Source organism: Lactobacillus sp. UMNPBX15, assembly GCF_002553785.1.
In the GTDB taxonomy this organism is placed as follows: Bacteria; Bacillota; Bacilli; order Lactobacillales; family Lactobacillaceae; genus Lactobacillus; species Lactobacillus crispatus.
This window is the reverse complement of sequence record NZ_PCYV01000002.1, coordinates 1-26,158: the sequence shown is the minus strand read 5'-3', so window position 1 is coordinate 26,158 and position 26,158 is coordinate 1. Positions and strand designations below refer to the sequence as shown.

Annotated in this window: 25 protein-coding genes and 1 pseudogene; 24 read left to right on the top strand and 2 right to left on the bottom strand. The window is 33.6% G+C overall.

Annotated features, from left to right (window positions below; translation table 11 throughout):
- The first annotated feature begins 7 nt into the window (after positions 1 to 7).
- The 17 genes from CP366_RS00960 to CP366_RS00880 all read left to right on the top strand — a co-directional run bounded on the left by CP366_RS00960 (position 8) and on the right by CP366_RS00880 (position 18,031).
- The gene (locus CP366_RS00960; protein ID WP_089147693.1) at positions 8 to 1,060 is read left to right on the top strand and encodes an LCP family protein; all 1,053 of its coding nucleotides are present in this window, start codon (positions 8 to 10) and stop codon (positions 1,058 to 1,060) included.
- A 17-nt stretch (positions 1,061 to 1,077) separates the two neighbouring features.
- Complete coding sequence (locus CP366_RS00955) at positions 1,078 to 1,956, top strand: YveK family protein (protein WP_089147692.1); 879 nt, start codon at positions 1,078 to 1,080, stop codon at positions 1,954 to 1,956.
- A gap of 14 nt (positions 1,957 to 1,970) precedes the next feature.
- A complete protein-coding gene (locus CP366_RS00950; protein ID WP_089147691.1) occupies positions 1,971 to 2,756 on the top strand; it encodes a CpsD/CapB family tyrosine-protein kinase in 786 nt (261 codons plus the stop codon).
- Complete coding sequence (locus CP366_RS00945) at positions 2,756 to 3,526, top strand: tyrosine-protein phosphatase (protein ID WP_089147690.1); 771 nt, start codon at positions 2,756 to 2,758, stop codon at positions 3,524 to 3,526. The genes CP366_RS00950 and CP366_RS00945 overlap by 1 nt, the downstream gene beginning before the upstream one ends.
- 98 nt (positions 3,527 to 3,624) lie before the next feature.
- Positions 3,625 to 4,278 carry a sugar transferase gene (locus CP366_RS00940; RefSeq protein ID WP_089147689.1) on the top strand — a complete coding sequence of 218 codons (654 nt, stop codon included), beginning with the start codon at positions 3,625 to 3,627 and terminating at the stop codon, positions 4,276 to 4,278.
- A 3-nt stretch (positions 4,279 to 4,281) separates the two neighbouring features.
- Positions 4,282 to 5,115: a glycosyltransferase gene (locus tag CP366_RS00935; RefSeq protein ID WP_089147688.1), complete on the top strand. Its 834-nt coding sequence runs from the start codon at positions 4,282 to 4,284 to the stop codon at positions 5,113 to 5,115.
- Between the two features lies 1 nt (position 5,116).
- Positions 5,117 to 6,223: a glycosyltransferase family 1 protein gene (locus CP366_RS00930; RefSeq protein WP_089147687.1), complete on the top strand. Its 1,107-nt coding sequence runs from the start codon at positions 5,117 to 5,119 to the stop codon at positions 6,221 to 6,223.
- A complete protein-coding gene (locus CP366_RS00925; RefSeq protein WP_089147686.1) occupies positions 6,223 to 7,260 on the top strand; it encodes an EpsG family protein in 1,038 nt (345 codons plus the stop codon). Before CP366_RS00930 ends, CP366_RS00925 begins: the two co-directional genes overlap by 1 nt.
- 34 nt (positions 7,261 to 7,294) lie before the next feature.
- Complete coding sequence (locus tag CP366_RS00920) at positions 7,295 to 8,314, top strand: glycosyltransferase (protein WP_158227341.1); 1,020 nt, start codon at positions 7,295 to 7,297, stop codon at positions 8,312 to 8,314.
- Between the two features lie 10 nt (positions 8,315 to 8,324).
- The gene (locus CP366_RS00915; RefSeq protein ID WP_089147684.1) at positions 8,325 to 9,326 is read left to right on the top strand and encodes a glycosyltransferase family 2 protein; all 1,002 of its coding nucleotides are present in this window, start codon (positions 8,325 to 8,327) and stop codon (positions 9,324 to 9,326) included.
- Position 9,327: 1 nt separating this feature from the next.
- Positions 9,328 to 10,434: a UDP-galactopyranose mutase gene (gene glf / locus CP366_RS00910; RefSeq protein WP_089147683.1), complete on the top strand. Its 1,107-nt coding sequence runs from the start codon at positions 9,328 to 9,330 to the stop codon at positions 10,432 to 10,434.
- A gap of 6 nt (positions 10,435 to 10,440) precedes the next feature.
- Complete coding sequence (locus CP366_RS00905; protein WP_089147682.1) at positions 10,441 to 11,874, top strand: oligosaccharide flippase family protein; 1,434 nt, start codon at positions 10,441 to 10,443, stop codon at positions 11,872 to 11,874.
- Positions 11,875 to 11,899: 25 nt separating this feature from the next.
- On the top strand, positions 11,900 to 12,826 hold the full coding sequence (locus tag CP366_RS00900; RefSeq protein WP_089147681.1) for a phosphorylcholine transferase LicD: 927 nt from the start codon (positions 11,900 to 11,902) through the stop codon (positions 12,824 to 12,826).
- A gap of 17 nt (positions 12,827 to 12,843) precedes the next feature.
- Complete coding sequence (locus tag CP366_RS00895) at positions 12,844 to 13,755, top strand: phosphocholine cytidylyltransferase family protein (protein WP_089147680.1); 912 nt, start codon at positions 12,844 to 12,846, stop codon at positions 13,753 to 13,755.
- 49 nt (positions 13,756 to 13,804) lie between these two features.
- Positions 13,805 to 15,574 (top strand): phosphotransferase, encoded by a 1,770-nt coding sequence (locus tag CP366_RS00890; RefSeq protein ID WP_158227340.1) that lies wholly within the window; start codon positions 13,805 to 13,807, stop codon positions 15,572 to 15,574.
- A 13-nt stretch (positions 15,575 to 15,587) separates the two neighbouring features.
- Positions 15,588 to 17,075, top strand: a complete 1,488-nt coding sequence (locus tag CP366_RS00885; protein WP_089147678.1) for an APC family permease — start codon at positions 15,588 to 15,590, stop codon at positions 17,073 to 17,075.
- A 5-nt stretch (positions 17,076 to 17,080) separates the two neighbouring features.
- Positions 17,081 to 18,031 (top strand): ornithine cyclodeaminase, encoded by a 951-nt coding sequence (locus CP366_RS00880; RefSeq protein WP_089147677.1) that lies wholly within the window; start codon positions 17,081 to 17,083, stop codon positions 18,029 to 18,031.
- 232 nt (positions 18,032 to 18,263) lie between these two features.
- Here the strand turns inward: CP366_RS00880 and CP366_RS00875 are convergent.
- Together CP366_RS00875 and tnpB are read right to left on the bottom strand one after the other, a co-directional pair.
- Positions 18,264 to 19,337: pseudogene (locus tag CP366_RS00875) on the bottom strand (IS66 family transposase); the annotation flags it as partial.
- Between the two features lie 6 nt (positions 19,338 to 19,343).
- On the bottom strand, positions 19,344 to 19,592 hold the full coding sequence (tnpB, locus tag CP366_RS00870) for an IS66 family insertion sequence element accessory protein TnpB (protein WP_089147676.1): 249 nt from the start codon (positions 19,590 to 19,592) through the stop codon (positions 19,344 to 19,346).
- A 430-nt stretch (positions 19,593 to 20,022) separates the two neighbouring features.
- Between tnpB and CP366_RS00865 the strand changes: the two genes are divergently transcribed.
- From CP366_RS00865 to CP366_RS00835, 7 genes are all read left to right on the top strand, one after another.
- Complete coding sequence (locus CP366_RS00865; protein WP_089147675.1) at positions 20,023 to 20,991, top strand: nucleotidyltransferase; 969 nt, start codon at positions 20,023 to 20,025, stop codon at positions 20,989 to 20,991.
- Entirely contained in the window at positions 20,933 to 21,880 is a 948-nt protein-coding gene (locus CP366_RS00860; RefSeq protein ID WP_089147674.1) for an S-4TM family putative pore-forming effector, read from the top strand. The genes CP366_RS00865 and CP366_RS00860 overlap by 59 nt, the downstream gene beginning before the upstream one ends.
- Before the next feature lie 41 nt (positions 21,881 to 21,921).
- Positions 21,922 to 23,094: a MerR family transcriptional regulator gene (locus CP366_RS00855; RefSeq protein ID WP_089147673.1), complete on the top strand. Its 1,173-nt coding sequence runs from the start codon at positions 21,922 to 21,924 to the stop codon at positions 23,092 to 23,094.
- 89 nt (positions 23,095 to 23,183) lie between these two features.
- Entirely contained in the window at positions 23,184 to 24,221 is a 1,038-nt protein-coding gene (gene rfbB / locus CP366_RS00850) for a dTDP-glucose 4,6-dehydratase (RefSeq protein WP_089147672.1), read from the top strand.
- A gap of 2 nt (positions 24,222 to 24,223) precedes the next feature.
- Positions 24,224 to 25,108 carry a glucose-1-phosphate thymidylyltransferase RfbA gene (gene rfbA, locus CP366_RS00845; RefSeq protein ID WP_089147671.1) on the top strand — a complete coding sequence of 295 codons (885 nt, stop codon included), beginning with the start codon at positions 24,224 to 24,226 and terminating at the stop codon, positions 25,106 to 25,108.
- A gap of 22 nt (positions 25,109 to 25,130) precedes the next feature.
- Positions 25,131 to 25,739: a dTDP-4-dehydrorhamnose 3,5-epimerase gene (rfbC, locus tag CP366_RS00840; RefSeq protein ID WP_023192708.1), complete on the top strand. Its 609-nt coding sequence runs from the start codon at positions 25,131 to 25,133 to the stop codon at positions 25,737 to 25,739.
- A gap of 16 nt (positions 25,740 to 25,755) precedes the next feature.
- Positions 25,756 to 26,158, top strand: a 403-nt coding sequence (locus CP366_RS00835) for a sugar nucleotide-binding protein (protein ID WP_143469299.1), incomplete at its 3' end; no start/stop codon positions are given.

The window sequence follows — 26,158 nt, the reverse complement described above, 5'->3', positions numbered from 1 at the left end:
GATTAGAATGGAAAATAACGCAGAATCAAGTAATAAACCGATACATCGTCATCGCCATCATCACCACCGTCGTCACCGTAAGTTCTGGCGCGGTTTTTGGATTGTTATTGGCGTGATCATTGTAGTCGGTCTTTTTGTTTGCGGGATGATCTACAAGAATTTGCGTGATACGACGCAGAATATGTACACTCCCGTTGCTAAGACTACCAAGAGTAATAAAGGACGTGCTCTTGATAATTTGCTGAATGAGAAAAAGCCAATTAATATCCTATTATTAGGTACAGATACTGGTGCCATGGGTCGTCACTGGAAGGGTAGAACTGATACCATCATGATGATGTCAATCAACCCTAAGACCAATAGTACAAGCATTGTCTCAATTCCACGTGACTCAAACGCAATCTTCCCAGATTACCCACATTATGGTGTAACTAAGATTAACTCAGCTTATACATTGGGCGGGGTTAGCGAAACAATTAAGACACTTGATAAATATTACAGTGTTCCAATTGACGGCTACATCATGATCAATATGGGTGGTTTGAAGAAGGCAATTGACCAAGTTGGGGGAATTGATGTAACTTCTCCATTAACTTTCAACAATATGGGTTATAGCTTTGTCAAAGGCCAGACTTATCATATGAATGGTAAAAAGGCTTTAGCATTTGCCCAACTTCGTCATGGTGACCCTCGTCAGGATTATGGTCGACAAGAGCGTGACCGCTTGGTAATTATGGCCTTGCTTAAGAAGTCTGTTTCACCTTCAACTTTGCTTAATTCAAGTTTCTTGAATTCCATTTCTAGTGAGATGCAAACTGACTTGACCATGAATCAAATGTACAAGATTGCTATGGATTATAGAAAAGCCACTAACAATCTTTCTCAAGATCATGCTCAGGGTGTAAGTAAAGAAACGCAAAACCCTAAGTTTGGCACAATGGAAATTGAAGTGGTAAGTAGAGAAGAGCGTCAACGAGTTTCTGACAAGATCAGAACGGCGCTAGAATTGCCACATGTTAAGGTAGCTGCTAACAAGTCTAGCTATGTAATGAATCGTTAATTTAAAGGAAAAGGTAAATGGAACAAGAGCAAAAGCAAACTGAAAATACAATTGATCTTACTCAATTGCTACAAATTTGCCGTCGCCACATCTGGGCACTGATTATCTGGAGTGTCGGTCTGGCTTTAGTCGGCTGGGGTGTCGCTAATTTTATTATTTCACCAAAGTATACTTCTAATGCGCAGATTTTGGTTAACCAAAAGGCTAACAAGAATGACCCGAATGCAGCATATACAACTCAACAAGCTAACATGCAAATGGTTACTACCTATAAGGATATTGTAACTAGTCACGTTATCTTGAAGGACGCATCAGATCGTTTGGCTAACCCTGTACGTGTAGTAAGAAAGGCTAGACCTGCTAAGTACAGAACTAATGAAGAAGGTCGCCGAGTATTAGTAAGAAAGGCTCAACCAGAAGTAGTTGAACGTAGCGGTAAGAGCTACAGCGTTTCTACTAGCGAATTAGCTAAGAGCGTTTCAGTTAATACCCAACAACAATCACAGGTCTTCTCAATTTCTGCTACTGCAGATACACCTGAAAAGGCAAAGGTTGAAGCTAACGCTGTAGCGCGTTCATTCAGAGATCAAATTCCTAACATCATGAACATTAACAACGTTACGATCGTTGCGCCAGCAACTAATGGTAATCAATCATCACCTAATGTGAAGCTCTTTACCTTGGCTGGCTTTGTTATTGGCTTGGTTTTAAGTTTCGCAGTAGTCTTAATTCGTGAGATGTTTGACACTACAGTTAAGGATGATGCATTCTTGACTGACACCTTAGGTTTAGTTGACTTGGGTCAAGTTTCACACTTCCATGTGTCATCATCATTTGTCATTAGAAAAAAGAATAAAAATTCTAATAGCCCTAAGCGTAGAAGCCGTCGAGTATAGGAGAGGAGAAGCGAATGGCATTATTTAGAAAAAAGCGTGATACCAACGATACGATTAAAAACGGTGCCCAATTAATCACAGTTGCTAATCCTCGTAGTGCGGTATCTGAACAGTTCAGAACCATCCGGACTAACATCAACTTTATGTCTGTTGATAAGGAAATTCATACTTTAGCTTTTACTTCAGCTAATATTAGTGAAGGTAAGTCAACCGTTACGGCCAACGTAGCGATCACCTATGCACAAGCAGGTCGCAAGATCTTGTTAATCGATGGTGACTTGCGTCGTCCAACTTTGCACAGTACATTTAACGTTAAAAATAATACTGGTTTGACAACTGTTCTTACTTCAGAAGCCGATGAGATTAACTTAAATGATGTAGTTGAAGAAAGTGGAATTGATAACTTGTCAATCTTGACTTCTGGTCCGATTCCACCTAATCCAGCTGAATTGATTGGTTCACGCAGAATGGAAACCTTCATTGAACTGGTTAAGTCACATTATGATATGGTTATCATTGACTTAGCGCCAGTCTTGGAAGTATCCGATACGCAAGAATTAGCTAGCCACCTTGATGGTGTAGTTCTAGTAGTACGTCAAGGCATTACGCAAAAGGCTGGTATTACTAGAGCAGTGCAAATGCTGAAGTTTGCTAAGGCCCGAATTCTAGGCTACGTTATGAACGATATTAGAGCTGAAAATGGTGGCTATGGTTACGGCTACGGGTATGGCTATGGTTACGGATATGGTGCTGAAAAGAAAAAAGGTTTGTTCGGACGTAAAAAGAGTGATGGTCAATAATGGTCTTAGTTGATATTCACTGCCATATCTTACCGGGCATTGACGATGGTTCAAAAAGTTGGGAAACTTCGATCAAACTTGCTCAGGCTGCGGTAAAAGATGGCGTAACGCATGCAATTTGTACACCACATACGCTTAATGGGCGCTATACAAATCATAAAGATGACATTATCTGGCTGACTGATCTCTACCAACAGAAGCTGGATGAAGCTAAGATCCCATTGACAGTCTTCCCCGGACAGGAAGTTCGCTTGTCGGGTGACTTAATTGATGCGCTTGATAACGATGATATCCTGTTCTGCGATGAAGACGGTACTTATATGCTGTTGGAATTTCCAAGTGAGGACGTGCCAACTTATGCGCAAGACACGATCTTCAAGATCATGCAGCGAGGGGTGACGCCAATTATCGTGCATCCAGAGCGCAATAGCCGCATCTTGAAGGAACCCGAGATCTTGCAAGGGATGCTGGAACAGGGCTGCTTGGTGCAGATTACTGCCAGCTCTTATACAGGGATCTTTGGCAAGAAGATTGAAGAGATGTCGCGTAAGTTGATTGCGGCGGGGCAGGGATGCACCTTTGCATCTGACGCACACGACTTGCCAAGACGGCAGTATCAATTGAGTGAAGCTTATAAAAAGATGAGTCAAGAATTCAGTCAAGACCTAGCTCAGCAGTGGCAAGATAATGCTAGAAGTATCATCAATGGCGACCCAGTTCAGATGGATTGGCAGCCGTTGAAGCGCAAGAAGAAGTTCTGGTTGTTTTAAGCTAATTGCAAGTATGCAAATTTGTATTAGAGCTAGTGCAAGCGTGATAATATAAAAAGTGAGTATTGTAGACTAAGTAATTAGGAGAGTAAGAAGCAATGATTCTAATGGAGAAACTACAGGTTAATCCGGCAAAGGTAAATGGCCGGCCCGTATATCATACAGTTAAGCGAGTAATTGATATACTGGCTAGCGCACTTGGGTTAATCTTACTATCTCCGTTGTTTTTGTTTTTAATAATAAGAATCAGACATGAAGATGGTGGTCCAGCATTCTATTCACAAGAGCGAATTGGAAAGAATGAAAAGCCATTTAAGATGTGGAAGTTTCGTTCAATGGTCGTTAATGCCGATCAGATGATTGGTCAATTAGAGGATCAAAACGAAATCGATGGTGCAATGTTCAAGATTAAAGATGATCCGAGAATCACGAAGATTGGACATACTATTAGAAAATATAGTCTTGATGAGTTGCCACAACTCTGGAATGTGTTGATTGGAGATATGTCTCTTGTTGGACCACGTCCGCCTCTACCATCAGAAGTGGAAGAATATACTGATTATGACAAGCAAAGATTGCTTGTCATGCCGGGTTGCACAGGGTTATGGCAAGTTACCAAGCGTAATGAAGCTGACTTTGATGAGATGGTTTGGCTTGATATTGTGTATATCAACCATTCTGGAATATTGGAAGATTTGAAGTTGATCGTTAAAACTGTGTTAGTAATGGTTCATCCGAATGGAGCTTATTAAGATATGGTAGTAAATGAAATTCCTAAATATAGTGTTTTAATGTCAGTATATTATAAAGAGAATCCGCAATATCTTAATTTGAGTATTGATAGTATGTTGAATCAAACCATTCTTCCAGATGAATTTATTTTGGTGGAAGATGGTCCACTCACTCCTGAACTTATAAGGGTAATAAAAAAACATATATTAAATAATCCTGGTCTATTTAAAATTATAAAGAATAAAAAGAATTTAGGATTGGGTTTATCTTTAAGAAAGGGCATAAAGGTAGCGAAGAATGAATGGATTGCTCGAATGGATTCGGACGATTATTCAATTCCTATAAGATGTGAGCAACAATTACAGTTTATAAAGCAGAATCCAGAATATGAAATGGTAGGTTCGTTTGAAGCTGAATTTATCAATAATATGGATAATGTGATTTCAATACATAAAGTTCCTGAAAAAATGGAACAAATAAAGCAGTTTATGCATCGTAGATGTGCAGTTTTGCACCCAACAGTTATGTATAAAAAGAGTGCGGTAATTAGATCAGGAAATTATCGTAATGTTCCTTTGTATGAAGATTATGATTTATTTTCTAGAATGGTCTTAGAATATAATATTAAAACTTATAATATTCAGAAATCATTGTATTATATTAGAACGAGTCCTGATTTCTATAAGAGACGTGGAGGCATAAGATATGCTGGTACAGTCCTTCGTTTTAAGTGGAATCAACATGTAAAAGGATATATGTCACTGACGGATTTTATTATTAGTGGTTTGGGACAAGCCGGTGTAAGCATACTTCCAAATTCTCTTAGAAAACTATTTTATATGAAGGTGTTAAGATAATATGTCTAAACCTGTTCGAGTACTACAAGTAGTACCTAATATGCAAGCTGGTGGGTTAGAAACCTTAATTATGAATCTTTACAGAAACATTGATAGATCTAAGATTCAGTTTGATTTTTTAGTTCATTATAAAGGAAACTATTTCTATGATGATGAAATCAAAAAACTAGGAGGTAGAATCTATCATTTATCTGTACGAGATGATAACAATTTCCTTAAATATTTAAATGATTTAGATCATTTTTTTAAAACACATAGAGAATATAAAGTAGTTCATGGTCATATGATGAGTACAGCCATTTTTTATATGTATTATGCCAAAAAATATGGTGTAAAAATCAGGATAATCCATAGTCATAATTCTGATACTGTTCCCGGATTGAAAGGTATAGTTAAATATAGGCTTGCAAGATTGGCGCCTATGGTTGCAAATAATTATTTTGCATGTGGAAAAACTGCCGGTAAATATTTATATGGCGATAATAGGAAATTCACCATTTTAAATAATGGGATAAATTTGCAAAAGTTCAAATATAATTCTCAAATACGACATGAATACAGAGATAATTTGGGCTTAAATGGTAAATATGTAATAGGACATATCGGCAGATTTAACATACAAAAAAATCATAAGTTTTTGATTAAGGTATTTTATGATTTTCAAAAAGAAGTTCCTAATTCTGTATTATTGTTAATAGGGGATGGAGAACTGAAAATGGAAATTCAAAAAGAAGTCCAAGATCTAGGATTAGAAGATAAAGTTAGATTTATGGGTGTAAGAAAAGATACTCAAAATTTATATCAAGCCATGGATATTTTTTTATTGCCGTCATTCTTCGAAGGATTTCCTGTGGTAGCTGTAGAAGCTCAGGATGCAGGATTACCAATTTTAGCATCAAGTAACGTTACAAAAGAAATAGAATTAACTCCATTAGTTAGATTTCAGGATTTGCAGGAATCAACTAAAGAATGGGTAAAAGCTATAAAAAATATGCCAAAACTTCTTAGAAAAGACTATGTTACAGAACTTGAAAATGCTGGATTTAATATTAAACAAGAAGCTCAACAACTGGCAAAGTTTTATGAGCAAGCATATGAGGAAAAATAGTGTATATATTTATTATTGTTTTTATAGCATTATTAATACTTGCAATTTTAGATCAATTTGTAAATACTAACATTTTTATATATATTTCTATGCTGATCTTAGTAATATTGGCCGGATTTAGAAATATAGCAGCTACTATAAATAATGATACTTCAATGTATTATGGTATTTATAATGGCTATATTGATAGAAAATTGGAAGGAGGATATGTATTTTTAGAAAATATCTTTCATCTATTAAATGCAAATTGGACATGTTTTGCAATATTTATAGCCTTGCTTACTTTGGGAATAGTTACTAAGGAATTTTCTGTCTTTACGGATGTTCCCGGTTATGCACTGCTGTATTATTATGCTAGATTTTTCGTTTCACGTGATATGAATCAAATTAGAGCATCATTAGCTACTGCAATTCTATTCCTTGCTGTGAAATATGTATATGATAATAAATTGTTGAATTTTCTATTGGTAATATTTATAGCATGGACTATACATCACGGCGCTTTAGTAGGTATATTAATTTATCCTTTATATGAATGGTTAAAAAATATAAAGAAACAAAAATATTTAGGTATATTTGCAACAACTATCGTCATAGCTATAGGATTATCTTTTAAAATGAATACTTTCTTTGTAAAGATAAGTGATTTCTTTACTAGTGTGTACATTACAAATCCTTCATTTAATCAGGGTGGAGGATTATTAAATCCAGTACTTTGGCTTCAAATTCTTATAAGTTTTATAGCAGTTTATTCATATGATCAAAATAAGTATAAGAAAACAAAATATTATTCTGTAATTTTAGTAATGTATGTATTATCAACAGTGTTATTGGCTTTGTTTAATCAATATTATACTTTGGCAGGAAGAATTTCTACTATATTAGCAACGGGAGAACCCATTATAATAATTAATTTACTAGAAAGTTGGGTTAAAGGGCCAAAAAAGTATATTTATTTTGTCATTTTTACAATAATTATTTTTTACCTGATAAATAATAATTTAGTAAATTCCGATTTGATAAATATTTATTCATAATTTTTATATAAAGCAATTTTAGATGGAGTTTAGCATGATAGAAAAACCGTTTATTCTGTTATCGGTTATAATCCCAATTTACAATGTTGATAAATATTTAAGAAAATGTCTTACAACATGTTTATCTCATAATAATGCAATCGAATACATATTAGTGGATGATGGATCTACAGACGATTCACTAAAAATAGCTAAGGATTATACAAAAGCGTATAAAAACATTGTAGTAATTCATCAAAAAAATATGGGACTTTCTGCTGCAAGAAATACTGGATTGAAAAGTGCTATTGGCAAGTGGATATATTTTATTGACTCAGATGATTTTGTGAGCGAAAAGTATATAGATAATATGTATAATTTATTAAAAAAAGTAGACTCCAAAATTAATTTGATAAATTTACCAGTAAAGAAATTTATTAATGGGAAAGAAATAGAAATTCAAAATGGAAATAATGAATTAGTAAAAAGCATGAATTTTGCTGAGAGCATTTTGAATGATGATAGGCAAATGGGGGTATGGAGCTATGTATTTAAAAATAGGTATTTAAAAAAGAAAAAAATCTTATTTAAAGAAGGATTTCTTTTTGAAGATCAATATTATATGCCACCCATTATTTGTGATCAGGATAATGTCTATGAGGTGTCTAGCGATTTGATTGGATACTATTATTACAGAACTAGGAAAAATTCTATTAGTTTGTCTAAACCTACCCTAAAAAAAGTAATTGATAAGGTTAATGCAGAAATGTATAAAAATAACTATTTTTATAATTATTATAAAAATAGCCCAGTTATTATTAAAAGCGCAAAGAGTAGTATGTTATCAACTTATTTTACGGGATTAATGGGATCTATTTATCTAAATGACTATTCTTTACAACAAAAATATTTAATAAATTTTAGAAGAATTCAAAGACAAATTAATTGGAAATTGGACCTTAAGCAAAAAATTAAGATAATTTTGACATATTTACCAGGTAAAACTAGTTCTTTCTTTTATTATAGATTAGATGCTATTTTAAAAAATCTGAAAATGAATTTGAAGCAGAGATAAGGAATTAAGTATGAATGCAAAAATTACAGTAATAGTTCCCATTTATAATGTTGAATCTTACATAGATAAATGTTTTAAGAGTTTAGAAAAACAAACCTTTAAAGAATTTGAAGTTTGGGCTGTAGATGATGGCTCTCCTGATAATTCAAAAAAGATAGTTGAAAATTGGGTAAAAAAAGATCAACGATTTAAACTAATATTGAAGGAAAACGGGGGTTACGGCTCTGTTTTAGAAATGTGCATCCAAAATTTAAAGACAAAATATTTTTTAATTTGTGATCCAGATGATTGGTTAGAAAAAGATGCATTATATAAATTATATAATTTTGCACAGCAGAACAATGTAGATATAACTGTAGGCGATAAGTATAATGTATATTCGCATAATAATAAAACTAAAGCGATATATGTTAATACCTTTGATACTAAATTAAATATTGTTCCTAAGCATGTATATACTAATTTCAATGATATACAAAAATTTGCTTTAGGAGACCCTTCACCACATGCTAAATTATATAAAACTAAAATAGCTAAAAATATAAAGTTTCCACATAAGGTTAGTTATACAGACTTTGTACTCTATATCGTTAGTTTGTCTAATGCTAAGAGTATAGCCTATTATAATGAGGCGCTTGCAGACTACTTAATAGAAAGAGTTGGAAATACTAGAACTGATGTAAGAAAATCAATTATAAATGATTACACTATTTGCTGGCAATCTGTTTTTGATCAAATTAATAAAGATAAAGACAATATTCTGATGTATCGTTTATATAATTACTTAGAATATGTATTATCTGAATATGTTAGAACAGGAAGCACAGATTTCAAGGATAAATATGGTAAAGAAATAATTGATAAATTTACTGAATTAAGAAAATATAAAAGTGATATATCAATTGAGCAACTTTCATTGAGTAAAAAAATTTTGTTCATAGGGTTGATGCATAAAAAAACATACACTTTTTTCGCTAAATTGTACTGTTCGTATAAGAAAGTTAATAGATAAAATGAAATATTTAATTGTGGGCTCAGGTCTATTTGGTGCAGTATTTGCCCATGAAGCTGCAAAACATGGAAATCAAGTTACAGTAATTGAAAAAAGAGATCATATTGCAGGTAACATCTACACAAAAGAAGTGGATGGAATTCAAGTTCATGAATATGGTGCACACATTTTCCATACTTCTAATAAAAAAGTTTGGGATTATGTTCATCAATTTGCGGACTTTAATCGTTATACTAATAGTCCTGTAGCTAATTATAAAGGACAAATATATAATTTGCCCTTCAATATGAATACTTTTAATGAAATGTGGGGAGTTAGAACTCCACAAGAAGCAGTGGCTAAGATTAATGAACAACGACAGGAGATGGCCGGTAAAGAACCTAAGAATCTTGAAGAACAAGCTATTTCCTTAATCGGTAGAGATATCTACGAAAAGTTGATCAAAGGCTATACTGAAAAGCAATGGGGCAGACCATGTACTGAACTTCCAGCCTTCATTATTAAACGTCTCCCAGTTCGATTAATTTATGATAATAACTATTTCAATGATGATTACCAAGGTATTCCAATTGGTGGTTATACCAAAATGGTAGAAAAGATGCTTGATCATCCAAATATTACTGTGAAATTGAATACTGATTTCTTTGATAAGAAGGATGAATATCTTAAGAACTATGACAAGATAGTTTACACAGGAATGATTGATAAGTTCTTCGATTATAAATTAGGCGAGCTAGAATATCGTTCACTTCGATTTGAAACTGAAGAAAAGGAAATTGGCAATTACCAAGGTAATGCAGTAATCAATTACACTGATGCTGAAACACCATATACACGTGTGATTGAACACAAGCACTTTGAATTTGGCAAAGGTGATAAGGACAAGACGATTATTACTCGGGAATATCCAGCTGATTGGCATCGTGGGGATGAACCTTATTACCCAGTAAATAATGACCGCAATAATGAACTTTATGCTAAGTATGCAGAATTAGCTAAGAAACAGGATAAAGTCATCTTTGGTGGACGTCTTGGTCAATATAAGTATTACAATATGGATCAAGTTATTGATGCTGCGCTACAAGCGGTATATAAAGAGTTTAAATAAAAAGAAATGAATACTCCTAGTATTAAGAAAAATATTATTATTAGCACACTCTATCAGATATTATCTGTTATAACACCATTAATTACAGCTCCGTATATATCGCGAGTTATTGGGCCTAATGGTATTGGTGCATATAGCTATACTTCGTCAATTCAGCTTTACTTTTCTTTATTTGCTGCATTAGGAACAGCAGAGTATGGGATGAGAGAAATAGCACGTGCAAGATCGAATCCCCAAAAACGAAGTGAACTTTTTTTTGAGATTGAATTGGTTAGTATTTTGACTTCAGTTGGAATGTTAATTCTTTGGTTTGTTTTTATAGGTTTTCAAACAAAATATCACGTAATGTATTTAATTTTGACGCTAAATTTAATAAATACAATGTTAGATATTTCTTGGTTTTATGATGGTTTGGAGCAGTTCCAATATACCGTAACAAAGAATGCTTTGGTAAAAATTAGTGGTGTGATTTTAATTTTGCTATTTGTTAAAAATCCTGAAGATACAGACCTGTATGTTTTCATTATGACTGCCAGTACGTTATTAGGTACGATGTCCATGTGGTTATCTTTAAGAAGATTTTTAGTTAAAGCTAAAATAGTGCCATCCAATCTTATAAAGCACTTTCATGAAACGTTAATATATTTTATTCCAACAATTGCTACGTCTATTTACACCTCAATGGATAAAACTTTGATTGGATTGATTACTCATAGTAATGATGAAAATGCTTATTATGAACAAGCTACAAAAATCATTAATTTAATTAAGGCGGTTACTTTTACTGCAGTGAATAGTGTGTTAGGTGCTCGCATTTCGTTCCTCTTTTTTCAAAAAAAATATGCAGAAATTAAGCAACGTATACGTGTGTCTTTGGATTACATTATGTTCATAGGAGCTGGTGTTTGTTTTGGACTAATTGAAATTTCAAATACTTTTGTACCAGTCTTCTTTGGAAATGGTTGGGAAAAAGTTGTTTTAATTCTTCAGTTATTTAGTCCACAGGTAATAATTATTGGGATCTCGAACTGTTTAGGATCACAATATTATACTCCAGCAGGGTTGAGAAAACAGAGCGCAATTTATATTATTGTCGGTGCTGCAGTTAATTTAGTATTAAACTTATGTTTGATTCCTTATTTTGCAAGTGCAGGTGCTACAATAGCCTCTATTATTGCTGAATTAACTATTTCTATTTTGTATTTAAAAAATTCAAATGGTTATTTAACAACAAGATATATTTTTAAAATCCTCTGGAAAAAAGTAATTGCTGGTGGTGTAATGTGTCTCGTCATGTTCGATTTAAGCATGATAAGTCATATTGGAATTTTAAGTTTACTTATTCAGTTTATAGGCGGATCCATAATTTATATTTTTATTTTATGGCTCTTAAAAGATAGCTCTTTGAATTTGTTATTTAGATTTGTGCATAAAAATTGAGTTTAGCTAGAAAAGAGAAAATAGAATGGCGGAAATAACGATCAAGTTACCAGATTCCTTTTATAAGGAAGAAATAAGAAATAATTATCTAGTTTCTTCAGATATGAAAAAGGTTTGGGCAGTGGAACTGGATTTATTTAATCAGCTAGATCAAATTTGCAAAAAACATAATATAACTTATTATGCTGATTCGGGCACTTTGTTAGGTGCTGTACGGCATCATGGCTTTATACCATGGGATGATGATATGGACTTTATAATGTATCGTGAGGACTTTGAAAAGTTATGTAATGTAGCTGATGAATTTAAATATCCGTATTTTCTTCAAATAGAAGAAACAGATCCAGGCTCTTTAAGGTGTCACGCACAAATTCGGAATTCAAGTACAACTGGAATTTTACAATCTGAACAACAATATAAATATCCATTTAATCAAGGTATATTTATTGATATTTTTCCGTTGGATAGTGTTCCAGATGATAATAAGGAAAGAATAAATTTTGTTAGAAGAATGAAAAAGCTAAAAACGAAAGCTCGCAAATATTATAATTTTAATCATGAAATAAAGGAAAAAATAACAGGATTCCATACTCTTTTGTGGAGCATAGAATATATACTCGAAAAGAAAAAATACTATAATTTATATCAAACTTATGGTGAAAAAAATCCATTTTATGAGGAGTATATAAATAAAGTGACAAAGTATAATAAGTTAAATACTAAATATGTAATGGATATTGCTGTGGAGAGTGAAAATAATATCCTATGCAAAGAGGATATTAATATCCCTGTTTATGTACCATTTGAATCATTTAAAATGCCGGTTCCTAAGAATTATGATAAAGTTTTACAGGCATATTATGGTGATTGGCATAAACTAGTTAAAGGTCAAAATTCACATGGTGGATGTATATTTGATACTAATAAGCCTTATACAGATTACATGAAGTAATACAAAAGGAAACGAAAATGCTCACAAGATATCAATTTGATGTTTTAAGTTTTTTAGAAAAAAACGGTAGCAAACATTATTCTCATAGGGAAATATCTGATACATTGACAATTTCAAATACAGAAATCACAAAAGATATATTAGATATGGTAAACAAAGAATTAATATCTAAAAATGCTGATTATCTTGGAATTACTAAAAAAGGATTATTGGCTCTTAAACCATATAGGGTAAAAAAAGCAGTGATATTAGCTGCTGGTTTTGGTTCACGTATGATGCCAGCAACTAAAGATCAGCCTAAACCCATGGTAACCGTTAATGGAAAAAGAATAATTGAAACGTTATTAGATGCTCTAGTTAATGTAGGAATTAAGGATATAACGATTATTCGCGGATATCAAAAGGATAAATTTAATGATTTACTAAAAAAATATCCATTTATTCATTTTATTGATAATTCAGATTACGATAAATTTAATAATATTTCATCAGCGGTTTTAGCTAAAAATGATTTCATTGATGGATCATATTTATGTGAGGCTGACTTGTATATTACTAATCCAAACATTATTACTAAATATCAATATAATAGTAATATTTTAGGTTCATGGTCACTTGAGACTGATGATTGGAGTTTTAAAGTGGATGATTATGGACATATTAGAGATTATCAAAAAGGAAATACATATTGCTGGAATTATTATGGCATTTCATATTGGACTCCACAAGATTGCAAAAAATTGAACCATGACTGGGCACAGTTATTTTCTAGTGATAAGGGTAAGGATATTTTCTGGGAGCAAGTTCCATTACAATTGAAATCAAAAGATTATCAGGTAGATATACGACCATGTAATAAATCTGATATAATGGAGATTGATAATTATTATGAACTTGCTCAATTGGATTCTAGTTATGTAATAGAATAACAAAAAAGCTGCAAGTTCATTGTAGCTTTTTATGTTGGGAAATTTACTGATGAATATTGATGAATTTAAATTACTAAATTATTTCTATAATAAGACTTATCGGCAAGATAAGTTCTTAGTTGACAAGCAGACTAAACGTATTTTAAATAATAATACTTTAACTCAAAAAATGAAGAATTATGGACTTATTAATGGTGATCTAACCCAAATTACTGCTAAAGGTATCAAAGCTTTAAGTCCGTACAAAGTTGACAATGCAGTTATTATGGCTGCGGGATTAGCCACAAGGCTAATCCCGCTTTCTTTGGAATATCCTAAAGGATTATTTGAAGTTAAGGGTGAAAAGCTGATTGAACGAGAAATAAAGCAGTTAAAGGATGCGGGAATTGCTGACATTACTGTAATTCTTGGATATAAAAAAGAGATGTTTTATTATCTTGAGAAGAAATATAATGTTAATTTAGTTATCAATGAAGAATATGGCGTTAAGAATAATATTGAAAGTCTTTATTGTGCAAGAAAAAATTTAAGTAATACCTATATCTGCCCATGTGATGAATATTTTATTTCTAATCCATTTAATCAGTATGAATACGATTCATTTTATGCTGGATATGAATCAAATGATAAAAAAGATGAGATGTATGCTATTACTGACAATAATAATAAAATCATTGATATGGAAAAATCATTGTCAGATGGAGAATTATTGTTAGGACATACATTTTGGACTAAAAGCTTTTCTAAGAAATTTCTTGAGTTAGTCAAAAAAGATCGACATATTGGAAAATATGATAATCGATTTTGGGAATGGCTAGTTAAAGATAATCTAGCAGTATTCCCTAATTACTACTTTAAAGAGTATCCAATTGATACAATTTTTGAATTTGATTATTTTAAGCAATTAAAAGCTTTTGATAAAAAGTTTATTAATCATGCTCATAGTCAAATTCTTCGTAATATTAAACTAATTTTTAGGTGTGAAGAAGAAGATATCATAGACTTTAGGCCTATTGATGAAGGAATGACGAATACATCTTTTGTATTTAGAGTTAAGGGAAAGGATTATGTATATCGTCATCCAGGTGAAGGAACCGAAAAAGTAGTTAACAGACGTAATGAAAAACAATCTTTAATTATAGCTGAAAAAATAGGTGTTGATCCAACATACATTTATATGGATTCAGTTGAAGGATGGAAGATCTCACGTTATATTCCTAAGTTTAGAGAGCCACGATATGATAATTTTGAAGATAGTAAAAAAATCATTCCAGTTATGAGAAAATTGCATCAAGCAAATATCAAAGTAAATTATGGTATGAAGCCATGGGAAGATTCACTTGCTATAGAGAAGCTAATTGAAACAAGGAAACCGGGGATTCTAAAAAAGTATGAATTGTTGAAGAAACAAATACATACTTTATATGAAAAAACTCGCTCGGATGGTATTAAGAAATGCTTTTGTCATGGAGATACTTATTGTCATAACTGGATGATTGAGCCAAATAATCATGTGCTTCTTATTGATTGGGAGTATGCAGGTTATTCTGATCCAGGTATTGACGTTGGTTACTATATTGTAGATGCAAAATATAACTTCGATGATGCTCTTCGATTTATTAGAGAATATCTAGGAAAAGGTAAGGATAAACAAGGAGAATGTCATTATCTAGCATATACTGCTATTATTGCTTACTACTGGTTTATTTGGGCTATTTATCGCGAATTGTGTGGTGCGAATATGGGAGAAGAACGTAATAACTGGAAAAAAATGGCAGAAAAATATTCTAACTACGTTATTCATCAATATAATTTATAGAAAGTGAATAAAAATGAGCGAGAATAACCATGTGATTCGTGCACTAGGCTTAAAAGAGTCTATTAGTATGACAATTGGGACAGTGGTAGGTGTAGGACTTTTTACAACAGGTTCGTCTCAAATTGGCAAAGTAGGTCCTTGGATTATAGCCTTTACATTTGGGGCTTTATTAATATCTATTTGGCCTTGTTTAATTTATGGTGAAATGTCAGCTATGATGCCTATGGCAGGCGGGACTTATAACTATGCTAAGTATGGTTTAAATCGAATATGGGCTAATGTTGCTGCATGGCAATATATTATTTCAGTTGTAGCAATTGGAGCTGGAGAAACTTTAGCCTTTGCTAATTACTTTAAAATATTACTAGAGCAATTTCATCTAAATTGGATAGCTCAGGTAGACTCAAGATGGATCGCTATAATTTTGGTTACTGCTTTTTTAATTTTAAATTATAGAGGAATTGAAATATCTGGAAAAGCTCAGACTGCTTTTGTATTCTTCTTCTGGGGATGTTCCATATTATGGTTTCTTTATATGATACCTAAGGTCCACTTTGAATATTTTGGTGGATTTGCTATGAATTCTTTGCCTCCGTTCAAAGAAATAATGTATATCTTTGGATTAGTATGGTGGTGTTATACTGGATTCGAAACATGTGTATCAATGGGATCAGAAACAAAATATCCACAATATACTTTACCTAGAGCTTTGAAACTTTCTATTTTCTTAGTATTTGCGGTTAATGCATTGTTTCAATGGTTTTTAGTTGGTTTAGTTCCTCATAAGTTTTATTCCGTATTATCTGTGGCTACGGCACCATACGCTGAAGGATTAAAATTAGTGGGACTAGTTGGTTTTCCATTAATTCTTTTATGTATTGGAATTGCATTTGGTGGAGATCTATCGACAATTAATCCTGGAATAGCTGCACCAGCAAGATACATTTATGCCATGGCACAAGATAAAGCATTACCGAGATTTATGGGGAAAGTTCATCCCAAGTACAAAACTCCTCACATTGCAGTTATAATTATTGGATTGATAAACTTTGTTCTTATTTTAACTAATTCAATTGATTATATAGCTTCTGTGTCTTTAATATCGCTAGCTATTTGTTACATTATTGGATGTTTAGCTTTTGTAGGTTTACGACAAAAATATCCAAATATAAATAGGCCTTACAAAGCGCCACTAGGTTATTTAGGTGTAGTAGTAACGGTAATTGCGTATATTTGTATATTAATATTTGCTGATAAAGTCGCACTGTTAACTGCTGCGATTGTGGCGATTATTTCTTTAATATATGCCTTTTTAATTAAGCATCAATATGAAAATAAGGTTGTATTAACACAGAATGAAATTGGAGAAATCGAAGTACCAACTAATAATGAGAAAAAGAAAATAGATCATGAATATTTTGTATGGAAATATTCTACAATTGTAGTTTCAGTATTAGCATTGGCAATATATTTGTTACCAATAATATTTAACAATAGGTAGGAAAAATGGAGGTTATAGATTTTGAAACAATTAAACATTATGCTGAAAAAATGAATCCTAATAATTGGTATCAGTGGGTAGAATTTGCTTTAAAAAATAAATCTGATTTTGTAATGCCACCTAAATCTAGAATTTCTCAATCTGATGGAAATTACTTTAATGTGATGCCAGTTTTATATCATTCTCTTGCGATGGTAAAAATGATTGGAAGACATAATTTAAAACCTAGAGAAAAGCGGTCATCAATGATGGGCGACATTATGTTGTATGATGCAGAAACTGGAATTTTAAAAACGGTAATGGATGCAGAATATATTACTACATTACGAACTGGGGTTGTAGCAGCGCATTCTGCTCAGTTATTTGCTAGAAAAAATTCAACTGTATATGGTCTTATTGGCTTAGGAAATATAATGACAGTTTGTTTTAAAGCTTTAGTCGCAAGATTTGACGTAAATACAACATATACTATTAAGCTTTATAAGCATCATAAGCAAGAACAGAGATTTGCTGAAAAATTCGCGTATTTGAAAAATATTAATTTTATTTATTGTGATACTTATGAAGAAGTTATTGATAATTCAGATGTAGTGATATCAGCAGTTACTAAAGCAAACAGTAATTTTGCGCCAGATAACTGTTTTAAAAAAGGCGTTACTGTAATTCCTATTTGTACAATGGGGTTTCAAAATTGTGATTTGTTTTTTGATAAAGTATTTACTGATGAAATTGCTCAAATTAGAGGATTTAAATATTTTGATCAGTTTAAATCAGTAGCAAATGTAACAGATGTTTTGAACAAAAAAACTGCAGGCAGAGTTAATGATGAAGAAAGAATTTTAGTTTATAACTACGGTATAGCTATTCATGACCTCTTTTTTGCAATGAAATTTCATAATTTAATAAAAGGAAAAGAGGTTACTTATGGATATCCAACTGAAAAGTATTTTATGTAAGTAGTAAGAGTAAATTATAATTAATTTAATAAACTCTATTGCTTTTCAGTGTGATTTATTAGGTATAAACAACTTTTTAATATTAAAACTTAAGTCATCATCTGAAGTGGATGATGGCTTTTATTGTGAATATATAAATAGGAATAGAATTATGATTAGTTCAGACGTAAGCGTCAAATAAAATAGTGTACTTAAAAACCGTCTCAGTAACTGTTATACTGAGGCGGTTCTTCTATTTACAACTGGCTTGAATCTTTTCTTGCCATGGCAAATAAGCTTCAAGGGCGTCCGATTCTAGAATCTCTTCATTCGGCAGTTTCTGAAGCAAATAATTCAAATATTTTTCGGGATCTAGCTTATTTCTCTTGGCAATTTCAATTAAGCTTAGAATAATGCCGCTTACAGTAGCGCCTCTAAAGCTTTGTGAAAATAACCAATTTTTGCGGCCCATTACTAGTGATTTGACAGCTCGTTCAGCTTTATTATTAGATAATTCTAAATTACCATCAAGCAAGATATGTTCAAAAGTCTCTTGATGCTTGAGTGTATAATTAATGGCTTTTCCCAACTTAGAACCTGGTAAAACGGTTGTCTTATTTTTCTCGCACCAGTTGAAGAACTCTTGCATCAATGGCTTAAGTTTTTCTTGTCTTAGCTGGTAACGCTCTTGTTTGCTTAAATTCTCCCAGGTCCGCTCTAAGTAAAACATGCGATTGCAGTAGTTAACTCCCTTTTTGGGCAAGGGACTTTGTGGTACGGCTTCATGAAACTTTCTTCTAACATGGGCCCAGCAACCAACTAGAGTTGCTTTAGGTAATTGCTCATAAGCTTGCCACATATCACAGTGCAGATAACCAGGATAGTCGCCTAAAAAGTTTAGAGCGACTTTTCCACTGCGGGAAGGATCATGATGATACAGCGTAATTTTGTATGGATCATGTTTACCTGAAAGAAAGACCCATAACGGTCTCACTTTCTAAGACAGTATAGTAAGTTTCATCGGCATGTAAGATTGGACTAGTTAACAGCTTTTGTTTTAATAACTCGAACATCGACTTAAAGTAGTATTCACTACTCTTTAAGCCCCAATAGTTTAACATCTGTCTTGAAACTTCCAGTCACTTTCTTGGCAATAGTCGGGTAATTTCATTTCATACTTTTGATAAAGTGAATGAGCGATGAGTGAAGCTGAACCTAAACCATGATTTAGAGGCGCCTTAGGTACGGCAGCTTTAATGATCTTGTCGCTATAATTTCTTTGACTGCAGTACTTACATTTGTAAGCGTGTTGGATATGATCCAGCCTTTAGTGTTAGTAGAATTCGCGCGCTTTCGTGTTCTTTATTTTTGGACTAATTGCGAAGCCTTTCATTAACCAATCAACCTGCTTAGCAGAGAGAGCTTGAACTTCATTTTGATTCCTGGGCCAGTTCATTTTTCCATTTTCAAATCTTTTATAGAGTAGCCAGAAACCTTGACCGTCCCAATAGAGGGCTTTGAAGCGATCCTTGCTTCCACCACAAACGATATAAACTTGCCCCAAGTCACTAAGCCTAATCATGGTAAGACTTTCTCAAGTAATTTATTCATTAACTCAGGATCCAAATTACTATAAAAGTTCAATTCTAAGTCATTCTTCTTTAAACTAAGCAACAGATTATTACGTGGTGGCCGCGTCTTCTTTGGTCTGACTGGATGATTTAGAGCATAATTCTAACCTCCAATATTTTTGATGAGTTTAGAATAGCCGAAAAAAGAGAACTAAGAAAGATACTCGGTTATCTGACGCTTACTAAAAAAGCACTGATCTGTTGAAGATCAGTGCTTTTTTAGTAAAAACAGAATTTATGTTCTAAAAATTGAACAATCTTTATGAAAGTGTTAATAGCACAATTAACATTAAAAATATAGTCTGGCAGATATCATAAAACACAATATAATGTATTATGCATTAAAAATAGGCATAGATATTGTGCTGAAAGGTGATTAAAATGTCAAAAACTGTAAATTCTGCATTTAGAGCTTTTTTAGATGATGAGGTAAATCTAGATCCTGATCTAAATAAAAAAGCACGTAACAGCAGAGATTATTTGCTTGCCAATATAGCTGAATTCGGTAAAGCAACTGATTTTTTTGATTTGTATTCTGGATTTAATTTATATTATGGTTCTTTTGCAAGAAAGACCAAGAAAAATCCATTAGATGATATAGATCTAATGGTAGGATTTAGTGGTGACGGATATGTTTATCATAAAGAAGAAGACCATTTTTTGATTTTAGTTAATGATAAAAATAAAGAGTATGGTTGTACAGATGATGGATATCTAAATTCACGCAAAGTAATAGAATTACTAAAAAGTAGACTATATCAAATAAGTAATTACCAAAAGGCAGATGTGCATAGAAATATGCAGGCAATAACATTACAATTGAGTTCTTATCCGTGGAATTTCGATATAGTGCCGTGTTTCTATACAGATGCTGGTTTTTATTTAATCCCTAATGGTTATGGAAAATGGGAGAAAACCGATCCTCGAATTGATAACAAACGTACAACAAGAATAAACCAAAAATTTTATGGCCATTTGTTAGAATTGATCAGACTGGTCAAATATCTTAATTCAAGAAAGCTAACTATTACAATTCCTTCGTATTTATTGGAAGTTATTATTTTAAATTACTATGACAGACAATACTTTAATGGTAATTGGGAAATAGATGATAACTTGAAGTTGGTGTTTGGAGAGATAGCAACTGAAATTTTAGGTAGTGTAATAGATCCTAAAGGTATTCAAGGAAATATAAATACTTTAGCAGGGGAAGATAGGCTTAAGATTTCCACATTTTTTGATAAGATAGCCAAAGAGGCTGGAAATGCTGTGTTGCAAAGAATTATTGGAAATGAGCAAGCAGCAATTGAGATTTGGAGTAGCATATTTGGGGAACAATTTAAAAAATAAAAAAATGACATTTACTGAAGAGTTACAGAAACGACAGAATGATAAAAATAATATTAAGAGACTAGCTGCACAAAGAAGAATATATTCAAAAGCTAAAGAAATAAATTATTTAATTTTTGGACTTGTAGTTCTTATACCGATTGTTGTGTCTGTACTAACTACAATTCCCAGCTTAGTTTTTCTGCAAAATCCAAATGTAACATTGCTCTTTCATGCTTATACTGTATTTATGGTTTTCCTACAATATTTTTTAACAACTCATATTGAAAAATTGAAGAAATACGCTGCATATATTCAACTAGAATCTGATATGAAAGTATTCGACCTAAAGTGGAATGATCGTCTTTTAGGACCTAAAGTTGATAATACCGAATTGGTTGTAGAAGAGTTTGATAAATTTCCCAAAAAAGATTTATCAGATTTGAATAATTGGTATAACTTAAGCGGATTAGAAAAAAAGAAAAAGGAAGAAGTTATACGGATCTGTCAACGACAAAATTTGCAATGGAATTCTACTCTATATAAGAGAATTAATATAGGTTTTAATATTCTTATATGGGGAAGTTTCGGTATATTTGTTTTTATAATACCTTTTTTAAAATTGAACATGGCACAAATGATAAATAGTGCAGTTAATTTCATCCCTTTGATTACATGGATTTTGGACTTTAATAAGAATTACCAAAAGAATAAAAATATTTTAGATGAGTTGAAGAAATTGATAAGTGATAAAAGATACAGTAATATTTCGGCATTGATAATAGAGGCTAAATTTACAGAGTACCGACAAAATGATAGTTTAATTCCTGATTGTATTTACTCCCTTTTTAGAAAAAAAGATAATAAAGTACATCAAGAAGCGCAGACTTTTACTATTAATGATCATTGATCTCAGAGAAATACATCAAGTCAGATAAAGGAAACCATACCATGTCCCAATACTACACAAGTGGCGAATTTGCGAAGAAAGCCCATGTTTCGATTCGCACAATTCGCTATTATGATCAAAAGAATTTATTAAAGCCAGCCACATACACTAAAGGTGGCGCACGGCTATATACAGACCAAGATTTTGCCAAGTTACAACAGATTTTGCTACTGAAATATCTTGGTTTTTCACTCAGCGATATTCGTGAAATGACGATTGGATCAGGGGATAAGCAATTACTCCGCAATTCACTCCAGATTCAAAAGCGTCTTGCCGAAGAACGACTCGAAGAGATGAAGAATGTGGTGAATGCCATCGACTCAACTAGTCAGGCACTAGATCGCAATGATCAAGTTGATTGGGCGAAGATGCTTAACTTAATTCATTTAACTTCAATGAATCAATCGCTCAGTATGCAGTATAAGAACGCTACGAATATTTCTGCTCGCATTCGTTTGCACCGTGATTATTCTGTTAATAAGGAAGGTTGGTTCCCATGGCTATTTAGTAACTTACACCTTAAGTCGGGGATGAAGGTGCTTGAACTTGGTGCAGGCAATGGTGCGTTATGGTCACAGAATATCGATAAGGTGCCAACTGGTGTGAATATTATTTTGTCAGATATCTCTGAAGGGATGTTGGCTGATGCTAAGAATGAGATTAGCAATAAGCCTGAATTTCAATATGCCGTGATCGATGCGAAAAAGATTCCCTTTGCGGACAATACCTTTGATCTAGTGATTGCTAATCATATGCTGTTTTACTGTGATGATATTTCGAAGGCTTTGTCGGAAATTCGCCGCGTGCTTAAGCCTGGTGCATCCCTCGTATGCAGCACATACTCCAAGTGTCACATGCGCGAGATCACCGATCTAGTCCAGAACTTCAATTCCAACATCGTTTTATCATCTACCAATTTGTACGAACGCTTCGGCCTAGACAACGGCAAGCAGATTTTGAGTAAGTTCTTCAGTGATGTCACCTGCAAGAAGTACCACGACGCCATCGAAATTTCCGAAGCAACGCCGATTATTTCATACATCTTGTCCTGCCACGGCAACCAGAACGAGATCCTGCTCAATCATTATCAAGAATTCAAGCAATATGTTGAGTCAAAAGTGAGTGGTGGTTTCAGCATCACCAAAGATGCCGGCTTTTTTACAGCTAAAAAATAATTTGGATAATTTATTTTTTACCCTTGAAGATGACGTTACGTAAGGTTATATAATCTATGTGAATCAAAGTATTAAGTCGGAGGAATTATATGAAAGTTATCGTTACTGGAGGAGCCGGTTTTATCGGTTCTAACTTCATCTTCTATATGATGAAGAAGCATCCTGATTATGACATTATTTGTTTGGATAGTTTAACTTACGCAGGTAACTTGTCTACTTTGAAGAGCGTGATGGACAATCCTCACTTCAAGTTCGTTAAGTTAGACATCCGCGACCGTGATGGTGTTTACAAGTTATTTGAAGAAGAAAAGCCAGACGTAGTAGTAAACTTTGCTGCTGAAAGTCACGTTGATCGTTCTATCGAAAACCCAGAAATTTTCTTGGAAACTAATATCATTGGTACTTCAGTATTGATGGATGCATGTCGTAAGTACGGCATCAAACGATTCCACCAAGTTTCAACTGATGAAGTTTATGGTGATTTACCACTTGATCGTCCAGATTTATTCTTCCATGAAGACACACCACTTCACACTTCAAGTCCATATTCATCAAGTAAGGCTAGTGCTGACTTATTAGTTGGTGCATACGGCAGAACTTACAACTTACCAGTAACTATTTCACGCTGTTCAAACAACTATGGACCATATCAATTCCCAGAAAAATTGATTCCATTAATGATCCAAAGAGCTTTGAACAATGAAAAGCTTCCAGTTTACGGTGACGGTGAAAATGTTCGTGACTGGTTATACGTTGAAGATCACTGCAAGGCGATTGACTTAATTTTGGAAAAGGGCAAACCAGGTGAAGTATACAACATTGGTGGGCACAACGAAATGCATAACATTGACATAGTTAAGTTGATCTGTGACTACTTAGGTAAGCCTTACTCATTGATTGAACACGTTACTGATCGTAAGGGTCACGACCGTCGTTATGCTATTGATCCAGAAAAGATTCATAACGAATTAGGTTGGCTTCCAGAAACCATGTTTAAGGATGGTATCAAGAAGACTATTCAATGGTATCTCGACAACAAAGAATGGTGGGAAAACATCATTTCTGGCGATTACCAAAACTACTACGAAGAAATGTATGGCAACAGAAAGGTTTTAGACAAGGACTAAAAATGAAGGGCATTATTTTAGCGGGTGGTTCAGGCACTCGTCTTTATCCATTAACTTTAGTAACTAGCAAGCAATTATTGCCTGTCTATGACAAACCGATGATTTATTATCCTTTATCAACTCTTATGCTTGCAGGGATTAAGGATATTTTGATCATTTCTACACCAGCTGATACTCCTCGTTTCAAGGAATTGCTGGGTGATGGTTCACAATTTGGCGTTAAGTTGAGCTATAAGGTACAACCTACTCCAGATGGCTTGGCTCAAGCATTTACTTTAGGTAAAGACTTCATTAATGGCGAACCTTGTGCCATGATTTTAGGCGACAATATCTTTTACGGCAATGGATTTACTAAGTTGCTTAAGGATGCAACTGCTGATGCACAAAAAGGCAAGGCAACCGTCTTTGGCTATTACGTTAACGATCCAGAACGTTTTGGTGTGGTTGATTTTGATAAGAATGGCAAGGCAATTTCTATTGAAGAAAAGCCAGCACATCCTAAGAGTAACTACGCTGTAACGGGTCTTTACTTCTACCCAGCTGGCGTTAGCGAAAAGGCTGCTCAAGTTAAGCCAAGTGCTCGTGGTGAAGTAGAAATCACCAGTTTGAATGAGATGTACTTAAATGAAGATAACTTGAACGTTCAACTTCTTGGTCGTGGTTATGCTTGGCTTGATACTGGTACAATGCAAAGCTTGGTAGATGCAAGTAACTTCGTTAAGATGACTGAAGAACGTCAAAGTGTAGCAATTTCAGCTCCTGAAGAAATTGCATATATCCACAAGTGGATTGATAAGGATCAATTGCTTGAAGCTGCAAAGCACTATGGCAAGAGTCCATATGGAAAACACTTGAAGTCAGTTGCAGAAGGTAAATTACGTTATTAATTTTCAATAAGGGAGAAAAATAATGGGACAAATTAAAGTTGAAAAGAATGTCGGCGGTATTGAAGGTTTAGCTGTTATCACCCCAACTGTTCATGGGGATGATCGTGGCTACTTCATGGAAACTTTTAACCAAAGAGACATGATGGATGCGGGATTTAGTATTAACTTTGTTCAAGACAACCAATCAAGTTCAACTAAGGGTGTTCTTCGTGGTTTACACTTCCAAAAGCATTACCCACAAGTTAAGTTAGTTCGTGCTGTACGTGGTAGCGTATTTGACGTGGCTGTTGACCTTAGAAGTGAATCAAAGACTTACGGCAAGTGGTACGGTGTTGAATTAACTGCAGAAAACAAGAAGCAATTCTTGATCCCACAAGGTTTTGCACATGGCTTTCTTGTATTGAGTGATGTTGCTGAATTCTGCTACAAGGTTAACGACTTCTGGCACCCAAACGATGAAGGTGGTATGGCTTGGAACGATCCTGAAATTGGTATTAAGTGGCCACACGTTAAGGGCGATTACCCAGGTAGCGCTAGTGCTGAAGGCTACACTTTAGATGATGGCACTAAGTTGAACTTGGCAGAACGTGACCAAGAATGGGTTGGCTTAAAGGATACTTTCAAGTTTTAATTAGTGAGGTAAATTGATGAAAGTTTTTGTAACTGGCGTTAATGGCCAACTTGGCCATGACGTGATGAATGAACTTGCTAAGCGCGGTTACGAGGGCGTTGGTTCAGACCTTGCTCCTGAATACAGTGGCGTTGAAGACGGTAGTGCTGTTACCAAGATGCCATACGTTTCTTTAGACATCACCGATGCAGATGCAGTTGACAAGGTAATCACTGAAGTAAATCCAGATGTGATTGTTCACTGTGCTGCTTGGACTGCTGTTGATATGGCTGAAGATGATGACAAGGTTGAAGCTGTCCGGATGGTTAACGTTGGCGGTACGCAAAATATTGCTAATGTAGCCAAGAAGTTAGATGTTCCAATAGTTTACCTTTCAACCGATTATGTATTTGACGGTCAAGGCACCAAGCCATGGGAAC